The sequence below is a fragment of the Acinetobacter sp. YH12027 genome (assembly GCF_013420085.1).
GTDB lineage: Bacteria > Pseudomonadota > Gammaproteobacteria > Pseudomonadales > Moraxellaceae > Acinetobacter > Acinetobacter amyesii.
Genome location: NZ_VOYW01000002.1, coordinates 13,182 through 27,331, shown reverse-complemented (window position 1 = coordinate 27,331; position 14,150 = coordinate 13,182). Strand labels below are relative to the sequence as shown.

Annotated in this window: 14 protein-coding genes; 7 read left to right on the top strand and 7 right to left on the bottom strand. The window is 38.6% G+C overall.

Features of this window, described 5'->3' with window-relative positions:
- Positions 1–421 precede the first annotated feature (421 nt).
- Complete coding sequence (locus FTT94_RS00505; protein ID WP_180024135.1) at positions 422–796, bottom strand: hypothetical protein; 375 nt, start codon at positions 794–796, stop codon at positions 422–424.
- A 510-nt stretch (positions 797–1,306) separates the two neighbouring features.
- Here FTT94_RS00505 and FTT94_RS16545 point away from each other — a divergent pair.
- On the top strand, positions 1,307–3,196 hold the full coding sequence (locus tag FTT94_RS16545; RefSeq protein WP_257230954.1) for a YadA C-terminal domain-containing protein: 1,890 nt from the start codon (positions 1,307–1,309) through the stop codon (positions 3,194–3,196).
- A 94-nt stretch (positions 3,197–3,290) separates the two neighbouring features.
- On the opposite strand, the gene FTT94_RS00495 is transcribed toward FTT94_RS16545, so the two are convergent.
- Positions 3,291–3,773: a copper resistance protein NlpE gene (locus tag FTT94_RS00495; protein ID WP_180170027.1), complete on the bottom strand. Its 483-nt coding sequence runs from the start codon at positions 3,771–3,773 to the stop codon at positions 3,291–3,293.
- 281 nt (positions 3,774–4,054) lie between these two features.
- On the opposite strand from FTT94_RS00495, the gene FTT94_RS00490 reads away from it, so the two are divergent.
- Entirely contained in the window at positions 4,055–4,633 is a 579-nt protein-coding gene (locus tag FTT94_RS00490; RefSeq protein WP_180170026.1) for a 1-acyl-sn-glycerol-3-phosphate acyltransferase, read from the top strand.
- Positions 4,634–4,712: 79 nt separating this feature from the next.
- On the opposite strand, the gene FTT94_RS00485 is transcribed toward FTT94_RS00490, so the two are convergent.
- Positions 4,713–5,042, bottom strand: a complete 330-nt coding sequence (locus FTT94_RS00485) for a hypothetical protein (RefSeq protein ID WP_180170025.1) — start codon at positions 5,040–5,042, stop codon at positions 4,713–4,715.
- A gap of 190 nt (positions 5,043–5,232) precedes the next feature.
- The gene (locus FTT94_RS00480; RefSeq protein ID WP_180170024.1) at positions 5,233–5,970 is read right to left on the bottom strand and encodes a sulfite exporter TauE/SafE family protein; all 738 of its coding nucleotides are present in this window, start codon (positions 5,968–5,970) and stop codon (positions 5,233–5,235) included.
- 199 nt (positions 5,971–6,169) lie between these two features.
- Between FTT94_RS00480 and FTT94_RS00475 the strand changes: the two genes are divergently transcribed.
- The gene (locus FTT94_RS00475) at positions 6,170–6,667 is read left to right on the top strand and encodes a hypothetical protein (protein ID WP_180170023.1); all 498 of its coding nucleotides are present in this window, start codon (positions 6,170–6,172) and stop codon (positions 6,665–6,667) included.
- Between the two features lie 56 nt (positions 6,668–6,723).
- Here the strand turns inward: FTT94_RS00475 and rsmD are convergent, their stop codons facing one another.
- From rsmD to tnpA, 3 genes are all read right to left on the bottom strand, one after another.
- Positions 6,724–7,275, bottom strand: a complete 552-nt coding sequence (gene rsmD, locus FTT94_RS00470; RefSeq protein ID WP_180170022.1) for a 16S rRNA (guanine(966)-N(2))-methyltransferase RsmD — start codon at positions 7,273–7,275, stop codon at positions 6,724–6,726.
- A gap of 3 nt (positions 7,276–7,278) precedes the next feature.
- Complete coding sequence (mrdA, locus tag FTT94_RS00465; protein ID WP_180170021.1) at positions 7,279–9,321, bottom strand: penicillin-binding protein 2; 2,043 nt, start codon at positions 9,319–9,321, stop codon at positions 7,279–7,281.
- Positions 9,322–9,485: 164 nt separating this feature from the next.
- The gene (gene tnpA / locus FTT94_RS00460; RefSeq protein ID WP_180164054.1) at positions 9,486–9,884 is read right to left on the bottom strand and encodes an IS200/IS605 family transposase; all 399 of its coding nucleotides are present in this window, start codon (positions 9,882–9,884) and stop codon (positions 9,486–9,488) included.
- A gap of 57 nt (positions 9,885–9,941) precedes the next feature.
- Between tnpA and FTT94_RS00455 the strand changes: the two genes are divergently transcribed.
- The 4 genes from FTT94_RS00455 (at position 9,942) to adk (ending at position 14,075) form a co-directional block, all read left to right on the top strand.
- Positions 9,942–11,246: an RNA-guided endonuclease TnpB family protein gene (locus FTT94_RS00455; RefSeq protein ID WP_180164120.1), complete on the top strand. Its 1,305-nt coding sequence runs from the start codon at positions 9,942–9,944 to the stop codon at positions 11,244–11,246.
- Positions 11,247–11,431: 185 nt separating this feature from the next.
- Complete coding sequence (locus FTT94_RS00450; RefSeq protein WP_180164052.1) at positions 11,432–11,950, top strand: hypothetical protein; 519 nt, start codon at positions 11,432–11,434, stop codon at positions 11,948–11,950.
- 64 nt (positions 11,951–12,014) lie between these two features.
- Positions 12,015–13,331 carry a hypothetical protein gene (locus tag FTT94_RS00445; protein ID WP_218953198.1) on the top strand — a complete coding sequence of 439 codons (1,317 nt, stop codon included), beginning with the start codon at positions 12,015–12,017 and terminating at the stop codon, positions 13,329–13,331.
- Positions 13,332–13,415: 84 nt separating this feature from the next.
- Complete coding sequence (gene adk, locus FTT94_RS00440; RefSeq protein ID WP_078189866.1) at positions 13,416–14,075, top strand: adenylate kinase; 660 nt, start codon at positions 13,416–13,418, stop codon at positions 14,073–14,075.
- Positions 14,076–14,150 lie beyond the last annotated feature (75 nt).

Sequence of the window (14,150 nt, the reverse complement as noted above, 5' to 3'; positions counted from 1 at the left end):
TACTACTAAATAAAAAACCCTGCATTTTGCAGGGTTTTTTTTGTGATGTATGTTGTAATTTTGTGTTAATCTGAATAATATGAGGTAAATTAATATAAAACATGTGATCATTTTTATTCTTTATATTGAGAATAAGAAATTGTTATTGATTTGTATGATTTATATATTGGAATATTTAAAATTTTAATTTATGATTTTATCAATATGTTCTTTATAAGAATAGCAATGATAAATCAAGACGGTAAGCGAATAAAATGTATGAATAAACATTCAAAAGTATTCGATCCCAATTGTGAAAAAATTCTCGTGAGTAAAAAAGAGTTACAGATGCTTTATAAGACAATACGTGACTATGAAGAGAGAATGAATTTATACGAGCTTGAAAATAAAAAATATTTAAAATTGTTGAATAAGGATAGTTCTATCTCTGAATGAATTGGTCAATTAAATCTTTAATGATTTGTTTTTGACTCGCATTCAATGTCCGAAATTTTAAAAAATAATCAAGTTCTGATTGATCATTTGACTCAAGATTGGATGATCCTAATGTGTTGTCGCCAAAGCGTAACCACTGGCTAGTGACATTGAGCCAAATAGAAAGAATAGCCAGTTTATCTTGATTTGGAATCGCTTTACCTAATAACCAATTATTTGCCGATTGTACTGAAACAGGAGCGCCATCATATCTATGATTAAACTCTTTTGACAAATAAGTTGGGCTAATAGGGTGATTTGAATCTATTAGTGCCTGTTTCAAGCGTTCACTAAAAGCTAACTTTTCTTGTAGATTACTCATATTTCATTGATTCTGCTTACAATAATTAAGGACTCTCAAATGTAACAGAATGTCGATAATAGTTCGGTAAATTTTAAATGTTGATTGTAGGAAATAGCCAAATAAATAACAATCATTTTTCGTTTAATTATTGATAAATAAGAGTAATTTTTTGTAAGGAGGATAAACGATACGTGTTTACGAGCAATCAAATATTGATTGATTAAAGAGTAAAAGTTAAAGGAAATATAATTCTTTAGTATTAATTGTATTATATAAAAATATAAAAAAAACAATAAATTATAGTATTTTTTGTATAAAAAAAAGAATTGAAGTATTTTTTATTTAAAAATAAATCAAATTTTGATTGATATTAATGTTTCATTTTGTATATTATTGCCACAGAACCGCAGGGGCGGTTGGCTATGAATTGCGGATTCTCCAGACGATAAGTACGCATTCGTAAAAGTTTCGCTGGTAAACATCATCCTAGGGTCTACCAGTCTTTTTATAAAAATTGAAGGAATTTGTATGAAATTTCAGAAAACACTTCTAGCAGCAAGCTTGGCAGTAGTAGCAGCTTCAACAGTTAATGCAGCAGTAGTAACACAAGAGGCAAAACCTGTACAAGTAACTGAAAATTTGGTTAATTTAAATCAGATCTATGGTGGTAATGGTGTGAACCAGTTAGGCCAAGTAGAAGCTCCTGTGCATGGTATTCATGCAACTAATACACCTAACTTAGATTTTGATATTGATTTTTTGCCTGAAATTGGAATTTTAAACAACGGTACTCATGATTACGGAATTGATTTAGGCACTCGTGATGTTAACCAAGTTGCTCAACCAGGTTCTGATGTTAAGTATGATGTTTTCAAATATAAAACTTTAGATGGTACAACTGTATACCAGTTTGAGAACCCATTAACAGGAGCGAAAATTCCTGGAACTTATGTAGCTGATGCTTCTGGTAACTTAGCTGCATATTCAGGTTCATCGCCAATCGATGTTAATACTCTAGCAAAAGGTGGTCAGATTTCTGGGCTTACTGGTAGTACTTTAACAACTGGTTATGAACATCGCCAAGTGAATGGTGAACATGTAATTTATGGTTATCAAGGTGGTACTTCTGTTAATGCTGGCTCAGTAGAAGGGACAATTGTTGCTCCTGAAGGTTCTTCTACAGAAGAATATTTACAAGGTACTTTAGGTCAACAACAAGTAGCTTCTGATGATATTCGTTATGTTCAAACTGGTATTTTAGCAAATACTGGTACTGGTCCTGTCACAGATCCATCAAAAAATATTTATGGCTTAAGTGCACGTGATAATGCAAATGTAACAATGTTAACTGGTAATGGTATTGCTTTAGCTGATCTTTCTAATAAAGGAACTCTACAAACTGACGGAAGTGTTGCAAGTTCAGTATTAGTTAAATCACAAGTAAGCGGTACTCAAAAAACTCGTGAATATGAGGTAGATGGTAAGCGTGTTCTTGAAGTTTATAACAACGATGAAGGTCGTGAATTAGCTTCGACTTATTACGAAATTACAGGTAATGGTACTGGCTTAGTTGAATGGACTGGTACAACCCCTGTTGCCGGTACCCATATTAAAACTGGTACTGCACAGTATGATGCAGGTACATTTGAAATTTCAAAAGTACATAATACAGTTACTAATAAAAATGTAACTTATAGCGAATCAGTTTCTACAACGGATCAAACTCGTGTACAAGCTGGTATTACGACCCCGGGTTCCGCTACAACAAACGTTGACACAACTTTTGACAAAACTGCACCGCAAATTAAAGTTGAGCAAGCTGTTTCAACAGGTGTAATTGGTAAAAATGCAGACGGTTCTAATAAATATGGTACTGAAGTTGTAAAAACAGATGCTAACGGTACTCAAAAAACAGAAATTACGGCAGGTGGTATTAATACAACTGGCGTAATCAATGCTGCTGACTATCAAATCGGTGGTGTAAGTATTGTTGAAGGTATCAAATCATCAGTTGATACAGCTGTTGCTGGTGCTACAGAAGCAATCGATGCAAAAGTTGCTGAAGTAGACACTAAAATTGTTGAAGTTGACGCTCGTTTAACTCAGTTCAACACTACTGCAGCTAACTTAAATTCACGTGTAGATCAGTTGAATTCACGTGTTGATGACGTAGAAAAAACTGCTTACCGTGGTGTGGCAATTGCATTAGCTGCTCAACAACAAATTCCTAACATCGGTGCAGGTCAATTCGCAGTATTTGGTGGTGTAGGTCACTATGAAGGTGAGTCTGCTGGTGCTCTAGGTGTTGCAAGCGTATTTGCTGATGGCCGTACTTCTCTAAGTGCTGCTCTTGGTTTCGCTGGCGGTAGCGAAGTTGGTGGTCGTGTAGGTCTTTCTTATGTATTTGGCGGAAAATAATTAACCCGTTGATACATTTGGATTAAACAAAAAATCCCCGCTTTTGCGGGGATTTTTTATGATTAATATATGACTACAAATGTTAAATAAAACGCTAATCAAGCTTTTTAGTGAGCTGTAAATTTAATTCAGGCATTTCTAGTTTTTCACCTTTATCACTACGAAGCTCAATAAAGTTTTCACCTACAAAATAAATTCGATTGTCACCCTCAGCATCAAGTTGAATCATTCCAGGTTGATCTGGCAAGAACTTAAAACTGCCTTTCACTTTATTTTCAGTGTTCGCAGGTTTACCTAAAAACTCTTGGCTAAGCTCATAGCTCTTATCAAGTTTGAGTTCAAGTTCAGTTTCAATCCCTTTGCAATCATGGCAAGGTAGAATCCCTTTATACTCACCTGCCCAATCAAGTGCATTTTCGGTGTTATCACCTGTGGCAATCGGACTTTCTGAGGCAGCGTCTGTATTAGCAATGACATTATTATCTGGTGGTATAGCGGTTTCAGATTCATTGCTGGTCTTTGAACATGCCGTTAGGGTTGCACTGACCATACAGAGAGCGAGGATTAGTTTTTTCATGAGATTTATACACCGTACGTACCCAATATAATGCTAAGCGTGGCTTTTATTGCTCAAGAAAAATAGCCTATTCTTGTTAACAATTGTGTGTTTGGTTAATACATCAAAACAGACATTTGATTTTTAAAAATTCGTAAATAGTGAAATATTGGTGATTTACCTAAAAGTGAACGCTAAAGGACATTTATATATTAATTGGTGAATAACTAAACAATATAGGCTTTTATAATTATTTTGCGTTGTTAAACTCTGCGGCATAGAAAAAACTGTCGGTGCAAATTGTGTTTGAAAAAACAGCGGAAAAAAGTCTGAACTTATTGGGGTGGCAAATTGATAACCATTGGGATTTAAATATCGACCAATGTGTCATGATTGCAGCGCCACATACTAGTAATTGGGATGCACTTTATGCACGCCTTGCGCTGAAAGCTTTAGGGGTAAATGTTCGTATCACGATTAAAGACAGTTATATGAAATTTCCGTTTGGGCCTTTTGTACGTGCCATGGGCGGGATTGGTATTAATCGTCGTCCAAAACAAGATGGTGAAGCACGTCAAAGTATGGTTGAGCTGATGGCTGACTTATTTAAGCATCATCCGAAATTAGTCATGTTGGTAACGCCTGAAGGGACGCGCGCTAAACAAGAGAAGTGGAAAACCGGTTTTTATCATGTTGCCATGCAAGCAGGTGTGCCGATTGCTTTAGCCTATATGGACTATGCGCAGAAAAAAACGGGTGTGGGTAAAATTGTTTATCCTACAGGCGATTATGAAAAAGATATGGCTGAAATCATGGATTTTTACGCGCAAATACATGCCAAATTTCCTGAAAAATTCAGTGTCGATACACGCTATCATTAATCTAACAATCCAATAAAAAAGGACAGCATCGGCTGTCCTTTTTACGTTTAGATGATTTTTTTAGACTTTTATATTGAATTTAATCATGAAAATCGGGATGGATACCGCCCAGATTTTGACATGCCGCCTTATAAATAATGTATTGCTGATCAACCACATCGATGAGCGGGATACGAAATAACTTTTCGCCTTGCTTATAGCTATCGATATAAGACACGACTTTTTGTTTGCTTGATGCTAGTTTTTCTTCGTGAAAACTTGTAATCGAGCTATGAGCCATATGTGAACTTTCAATATTATTGCATTGAAAATGTGAGAGTAGTTTTTCAGCTTTTTTAATTTCGCCGGACGTGCCAAACATACAGCCGCTAAGCAGAGTTACACCTGCAAGCAGGATGAACTTTTTCATGGTTTTATTTTAAGCAAAATTATGAGGTGCAATATTCTATTAATTTTCGTCAAAAAAATTAATCACTTTTTTACCATTTGGCTAATTTTTATTTAAATGTGAACTGTGTCATTGTTACAAGATGTGAATGTCTAACTGAAAAGGCTTTTTGTTAGAACAATTTGGACAAATATCTTTAGGTTTTGAGTCATCAGGTTAAGATACTCATCGTCACCAAGAAGCAGCCTGAAGAGAATAGAAGACCTAATACAATATGTTTAAATTGGCGTTCTGAAGTGCGATAAAAAAGTTTGGCACCAAAAATCACTGGAAAAGCCATAATCACCAAAAGCACGGCTAAATAGGGCAGATGTTCACGATGGATGATCCCTTGTAGCAGATAGCTAATGAGTGTGACGAGCTGAATGGCTAAATTGAAATGTCGCAAAATATAGCGTTGTTCTGCTTTGGGTGTATTTTTCAGCATGAGCCATGCAGAGGGTAATGCACCACAAAAGCCTCCAAGACCACCCAAGATTCCAGCAATATATCCAATACTAGAATCCGCCCATTTCCCTGATTTTTGGATGAATGAAAATTTAGGATTAAAAAATAAAATTGGGCACCAAAACATTAAAAAAGCGCCCAAAACCAATTTAAATGTATCTGGATTAATGCTGTCTAATAAATAGGTACCGAGTGGTACACCTAAAATTCCTGCAATTAAATAGGGATAAATGATTTTTTTATTGATCGGAATGCTTTTACGTTCTGATGATAATGAAATGAAGTGGCTATAAACTGAAGCGCAGACCACCAAGGGTGCGGCTATTTGTGGGGGGAGTATCCAAACCCAAAATGACATTGCGATAAGGGCGAATGCAAACCCTGTTAATCCTTGTATGAATCCCGCAAAGATGGCACCAAGAATAAAAATCAGCCAAGTCATTAAATTACAGCTTTGTAATACGTGGCGCTATTGTAGTGAATTTTTCTATATAAATGTGGCTGACTGAGCAAATGTAGCAAAATTGGATGTCAAATGATGAATAAAACATGAATGTTTAAATACAGCATATGTACACAGACTTCTGATTGAATTCATTTCGATAAGTGAAAATGCTCTTCATCAAAGAGGAGTGCTACACATGCTTAAACAAGTTGCTTTGCTATCTGTGGTTGCAATTACATTTACAGGGTGTGTCGTGGCGCCATTTGATGATGGCCGGTACCAATCGAATCAATATGGCTATGCAAATCAATATGGTTATTCAGGTCAATATGGTGGTTCATACGGACAGCGCTATGACTCAAGTCAGCGTTATGACCGTTCATATGGTCGAGTGAATAGCCCGCATCATCGACCAAACTCACCACGATCGAATTCGAATAACCGTCCAGACGATACTCATAAACCGAATGTGCATAAACCAAATGCGCATAAACCGAATGTACAGAATCCTTCATCTCAGCATCCGTCAAATGTGCATCGTCCAAGCGCAAAGCCTCAGACGCCAGCTAAACCCAATACAAGCAAGCCCCAGCAGCAAAAACCACAGCAACAACGTCCTAAAGTAACGCCCGTGGATAAAGCTAAAACCCCGGGTGGATTTAACAGCCAGCGTCCACTTCGACCACAGGTTTAATGATTTTCAAGTAATAAAAAAGGACGCATTAACGTCCTTTTTTGTGTGCATTTACATTAAGCCTTTTTATATAAGCCTGCACGTACCGTACCTGCTTTGGTTTGTTTGATTTGCTGCCAACAGCTCGGCAGTTTTAACTGAGCAAGATCACGATCAGCTTCGATATAAATTAAACCATTGTCTGCAATGCACGGATCGACCAATTCAGCAAGTTCTTGCCATAAATCAAGACTATATGGTGGATCTAAGAAAATCAGATCAAATTGGTCTTTCAAGTTAGGAATGGCTTGTTGTGCCGTCATGTTTTTGAGTTGCGCACGTTGTTTGCTAACTCTTAAAAGTTCTAAATTGTCCATGAGAAACTTCGCTTGGGTGCGATCAGGTTCAATTAAAACGGCTTCTGCTGCGCCACGTGAGAGTGCTTCAAACGACAAAGCACCTGAACCTGTACACAGGTCGAGAACTTTGGCATTTTGAACATCCCACATGAGCCAGTTAAATAATGTCTCGCGCACACGGTCAGGTGTAGGACGTAAACCATCAATATTGGCAAAAGGCAGTTGACGGCGTTTCCATTCACCCCCAATGATTCTTAATTGATTTTTCATGAATTATTCCTCACCGGTTGCATGTGCGGCACTGGCAGCACGAGGTGTTGTATTTGCACTATTCGGTTGTTGAGTTGCACTATTGTTCTGCTGTGCAGTTGGGCTTGCATTTGGGTCGGCTGATAAAATATTCGAGCCGCTTGGTAACTCACTCGGTTTTAGACCCGCAGTCATGAGACCACCGCTAATTTGATGGCTAGCAGGACGAATTGGATTCTTTTTACGTGTTAATAACCAGTAGTCAAACATCGGTTTCGCAATTTGAGCAGCAGAACCACCGTGACGACCATTTTCCCAAACGACGGCAATGGCAATTTCAGGTTTTTCCGCAGGGGCAAAACCAACAAATAAACCATGGTCAAGCTGACGCTCTGTCAATAAGGACTCGTTATAGCGTTTACCTTGAGCAATACTTTTAACCTGTGCAGTCCCTGTTTTACCTGCGATTTGATACATTGGGGTACGAATACCACGACCTGTCCCTGTTTGAACCACATCAATCATGGCATCACGCATTTTGATCCAATCATCTGGCTTACCATTAAATTGAATGCGACCATTCGGGGCGTTATGGACTTTATGAACCTTAGCGCCTTTACTTTCACGCAAAACGTGAGGTGTAACATGTGAGCCTTGATTGGCGGTAATAGCAGTCGCCATCGCCAGTTGTAATGGTGTTGCAGTAAATGCACCCTGACCAATACTGACGGAAATCGTTTCACCTTTAAGCCAGTTGGACTTCCGTGTGCGGAGCTTCCATTCAGGATTTGGATATAGCCCCGTACTTTCACTTGGTAAATCTACACCGGTTTTTTCACCGAAGCCAAACTGACGCATCCAAGTATTCATTTTTTCAATGCCCATACGATAGGACAAGACATAGAAATAGGTATCGCAGGAAATGACTTGAGCTTTGTGTAAATTAACTGAGCCATGACCAGTTTTTTTGTGGTCACGGAAACGATGGCTGTCACCCGGAAGCGTGAAATAGCCCGGATCGGAAATGGCTGTACTCCAATCCACTAGACCATAATGAATACCACCTAGACCAAACATTGGCTTAATCGTTGAACCCGGTGGATAAGCCCCTTGCACAGCACGGTTATATAATGGCTGATCGAGGCTATCACGCAGTTCAGAATAATCTTTACTGCTAATCCCGGTAACAAATAAGTTTGGGTTAAAACTAGGACTAGAAACGAGAGCAAGAATTTCCCCAGTACGTGGGTCAATCGCCACAATTGCACCACGTCGGTCTGCAAGCTGCTCTGAAGCGACCATTTGCAGTCCATAATCTAGGGATAAATATAAGTCATTACCACGAATTGGATCTTTACGACCTAGATGACGTAACACATTACCAAAGGCATCGGCTTCAACCGACTCATTCCCCGGCATACCGTGTAAAAGTTCTTCGTATGATTTTTCAACGCCAATTTTACCGATCAGGTTTGAGCCAGCGTATAAATCTTTATCAATCGTTTTTAGTTCTTTGTCATTAATACGACCTACGTAGCCAATCACATGGGCAAACAGTTCACCATGTGGATAGTAGCGAGTCATTTGGGTCTCTATATTGACACCCGGGAATTGATATTTCACCTCACTAAAACGGGCGATATCATTTTCATTTAAATTCAGTTTAATCGAAACGCGTTCAGTCTTTTTAGAGGTTTTAATCCGACTTTTGAAACGTTCGATGTCTTCATCAGTCAGTTCTAACAGAGGCGTTAGGCGCTCTACCGTATCATCAATGTCTTTAACATCCGCACGGCTCATGGTTGCTGAGAAAACCGGATAATTATCGGCTAATAACACACCATTACGGTCATAGATATAACCACGAGAAGGTGCAAGCGGTTGCAATCGAATCCGGTTTTGATCGGCAGCAGTCGAAAAGGTCTCATAACTTTTGATTTGCAAATATGCATATCGTGCCACAAGCAACAGCATAAAGAAGGAGACAATCCCTATCGAAATCACCACGCGATTACGATAAATCCGCTTTTCTTGCTGGACATTTTTTAAAGGATAATGCTGCTTCATACGCGATCGACTTAAAGACTGAGAGCTAAAATAACGGAAGAGGCATATTCTAGCGCAACTGACATTTTTTTGATAAATAAAAAAGACTCTGCTGTGATTGCAGTCTATCTTAAAGTGAAAGAGGACTCCACCCGACAGTCAGGGTGGAGGTGAATTTCACGGTTTTAACCTTGTTGGTTTTGAATGTATTTTTTAATAATGTCCAAAGGCGCACCACCACACGACCCTGCAAAATATGAGCGTGACCACAAAATAGGCTTTGCATAGCTACCACGTAAATCTAAAAATTCATTCCGCATTCTTCTACTTGTTACTGATTTTAGATTATTCACCAACTTACTCAGTTGAACTGTTGGTGGGTATTGGATAAGCATGTGAATATGATCAGCCTCACCATTACATTCCTTTAATTCCGCATCAAAATCTTTACATATTTCAGATACACACTCATTAAAATATTTGTGATGTGATTCACCTAAAATCTTTTTTCTGTACTTAGTGATAAATACTAAATGTACATGTAAATTAAAGGCTGAATGTCGGTTTTTGTATATTTCTGTCATTGTTAAATGGCTTATTCGGTGATAATATATCACATATTACCACATACACACTCATTTATGAAAATCAACAAGGCGTACAAATTTAGGCTTGAGCCTAATGCAGAACAGGAACTTGTTTTAAACAAGTTGCTTGGCTCTGCACGTTTTGTTTGGAATCAAATCCTAGCCATTTCATTTGAAATGCTTGCTAAAAATGAACGCATTAATAAAATTAATTTGGTTAATAAAATCCCTGAACTACGCAAAAAGCCTGAGTGTGCTTTTTTAGAAAACAGTTCAAATGGTGTTTCACTTCAACAAAAAGTTCGGGATCTTGGTGATGCTTGGGGTAAATTCTTTGATAAAAAAGAACAAGCCAAGTTAAAACAAAAGCCTTTTAAGCCTAAAAAACCAAAATTCTTTAAATTAGCTGATGGTAGTGAAGTTCAACTTAGACCACTTATGCCACGATTTAAGAAGAAATCAGATGGTTATGATTCAATTCGTATTGTTCAATTTAATCGATATTGTTGGGTTAAAGGCAACCAAGTAAAATTACCTAATGATATTGGTGTTGTGAAATTCAGAAAATCACAAGATATTTCAGGTGAGATTAAAAACGTCACAATCTCAAAGCATGTCGGTAAGTGGTATATTTCTTTTGGTGTTGAGAACACAATAGAACATCCCATCCACCCATCAAAATCAGCCATTGGTGTTGATCTTGGCATCAAAAAATTGGTGACAACCTCAACAGGTCAGGTATTCGACCCGATCAATAGCTTTAAAGCCAATCAAGTGAAGTTGGCTAGACTTCAACGCAAATTGAAGAAGAAAACTAAATTCAGTGAAAATTGGAAAAAACTTAACTCAAAGATCAATAAATTACACCATCATATCGCCAATATTCGACATGACTACTTGCACAAAGTCACGACAACTCTCAGCAAAAACCACGCAATGATCGTAGTTGAGGACTTAAAAGTAGCCAATATGTCGAAGTCAGCAAGCGGAACAATTGAGAAAAAAGGAAAGAATGTGAAAGCCAAATCAGGCTTAAACAAATCAATCCTAGATCAAGGTTGGTCAATGCTTGTGGGTATGTTGGATTACAAGCAACAATGGCGAGGTGGTTTACTCGTTAAAGTTGACCCCAAATATACAAGTCAGACTTGTAGCTCATGCGGTCATGTTGCAAAAGAAAACAGGCTCACTCAGGCAAACTTTAGCTGTTTTGAGTGTGGCTTTAGCGAGAATGCGGATATAAACGCTTCTCGTAACATTTTGGCGGTGGGACACACCGTTTTGTCTGTGGAGGGAAGATGCGGTAAAGGTCGCCCTTTGAAGCAGAAAGCAAGCGAAATCCGCAAGGAAGTCACCTAAAAGCTTTTGCTTTTAGAATCCCCCACTTGAGCTAGTCGAAAGTGGTGGGAGTATGTCAAATTTTGACTTTGCAGACATGAAAAATATGGGGCTTTGTGTATAACAGTTCATATTATTCTGCTAAAGTCGAAACGTATAAAAAAGGAATATTCCAAAAAATAATACTAAGGAAGTTTGTGAAAACAATGAATAAATTATATCCATTGCTTGCATTTATGATGCTCGGAAGCATCGCACATGCCAATGACAATTCATTTTTACCTGAGGCAAAGTTAACAAGTAAGGGTTATCAACCATGGAATGTTGGAGCAGGTTTTACTCAAAAAATTATTCACGTGAATGGTGAGTGGGTAAACCCATATGGCATTGCCTATGCAAAAGCTGGTGTTTTCTTGAACGATGATAAAACACCTGGTGGGCAAGTCGGCTTTCGTTACCCAGTTCATTTCACTGGCAAAGATAAAAATGGTTATTATATCGGAGCTTATGCGGGTCACATCGACTCTAAGAAAGTAGATGGTGAAGATGAAGCGCGTTTAGGTGGTGGTATCGATCTTGCTTATGTGATGTTGAGTGCCGAGCGTATTAGTACGTTTAGTGTAGGCTTGGGGGCGGGTGAAAAATTAGAAGACAAATCAGGTAATGTGATTGTGGAAACCGAACCGAGACTACAAATCTCATATACTTTAAGTTTTGGTTTGTAGTGAAAATAATCAACTTTATTTTATAACCGCACTCACTGAATAAAATTAAATATGGAAGTTATGCATGCTTGAGTACGTTAACGAATTGTGGCAAACCTTTTTGCAACGTCCCGATTTTTGGGCTGTGCTGAGTATTATCCCCGTTACCGCATTCGTTACCTGGGCACACGTTTGGATGGCACTGAAAATGGTGTTTTACCCGATTACTTTCTGGGGATTCCATTTAGGTCGATTACCCGTGGGATGGCAGGGGATTGTGCCAAGAAAAGCTGGACGTATTTCTGGCATTATTACGGATAATACATTGTCTAAATTGGGTTCCTTGCGTGAGTTTTTGGAAGCAATGGATCCTGAGGACATGGCGCGCATCATTGGTGAACAAGTTGGCTTTGAGCTTGAACATTTGATTGATGAAGTCATGCTAGACCGAAATGCGGTGCTTTGGGAAAACCTACCGTATTCGATTAAACGTCGTATTTATACCCAAGCACACAAACAGCTGCCAAATACCTTAAAAGAACTCGTGACCGAACTGACCATGAACGTAGAGTCACTTGTTGATATGCGTGAAATGGTGGTGAGCCAAATGGAAGCGGATCGTCTCTTGATGGTACGTATGTTCCTTAAAGTTGGCCAAAAAGAAATCAACTTTATTTGGCATATCAGTGCCTTGATTGGGATGTTCTTTGGTATCTTCCAAATGGTTGTTTGGTTTGTGGTGCCTTGGCATTGGACGGTTCCATTTTGGGCAGCAATCTGGGGCTTTTTGACCAACTGGATTGCCATCTGGATGGTATTTAATCCCATTGAGCCGCACCCCGTTAAGTATTTACAATTGTTTGAATTAACTAAAGATCGTAAATTCCCTTGGATTAAACCTGTGATTCCACGTATTGGAACGTACAATGTTCAAGGCGCGTTTATGAAACGCCAAGAAGAAGTTTCAGATGTATTCGCAAGTGTAGTCACAGAAGACCTAATTACGTTAAAATCTATCATGACCGAAATGATGTATGGCGGGAAGAAAGATAAGACCCGTCGCATTGTGAAACGTCATATTAATGAAATTATGGAATCTCCACTGGTTCGTACCTCATTACAGTTGTCTTTAGGTCCAAAAGAGTACGCAAAACTCAAGACAGACTTGATCGATCGCTCAATTGAAATTACGATGGTGCCTGTATGCGACCCTGCGTTTAATGCGAGCCGTGCACAGAAAATCTTTCAAATGTTTAGAGACCGTATTCGTGAGCTAACACCGAAAGAATTTCAAAATCTATTACGTCCTGCATTTCAGGAAGACGAATGGATTTTAATTGTCTTGGGTGGTGTAACCGGTTTTATCGCGGGTACAATACATTTGTTTGTGGCTTTCTTATAATTAGATGCTGGAAGATGATCTGAATCTTGGGTTTAGATCACTACATAGCGTCATATACAATGTTTAAAATGAGGATGTTTTTTTATGCGCATTATATTACTCGGACCACCTGGAGCAGGTAAAGGGACACAAGCTCAGTTGATCTGTAAGCGCTACGATATCCCACAAATTTCAACCGGTGATATGCTCCGTGCTGCGATTCGTGAAGGTACTGAATTAGGTCTACAAGCTAAAAGCGTCATGGATAATGGCGGCCTTGTATCTGATGAGCTTATTATTGGTCTTGTAAAAGAACGCATTGCTCAACCTGACTGTGTCAACGGCTGCATTTTTGACGGTTTCCCGCGTACGATTCCACAAGCTGAAGCGCTTGAAAACGAAGGGATCAGCATCGATCATGTAATTGAAATCGATGTACCTGACGAAGAAATCGTTCAACGTTTATCTGGTCGTCGTCAACACCCTGCATCTGGTCGTGTATATCACACCGTTTACAACCCACCAAAAGTGGAAGGTAAAGATGACGAAACTGGTGAAGACCTTGTTCAACGTCCGGATGACCAAGAAGCAACAATTCGTAAGCGTTTAGGTTCTTACCACGCTGAAACTGAGCAATTGGTTGGTTTCTACCAAGGTCGTGCAGCTTCTGGCGAAAACGCACCGACTTATGACAAATTAAATGGTCTTCGTCCAATCGATCAAGTTCAAACTGATTTGTTCGCGATTTTAGATCAGTCTAAATAATTCAACTTTTTTGAATTTTTGACAATCAAAGAGTCCTACTGCATAGTGGGGCTCTTTTTTTATGTGGCTTTTAGG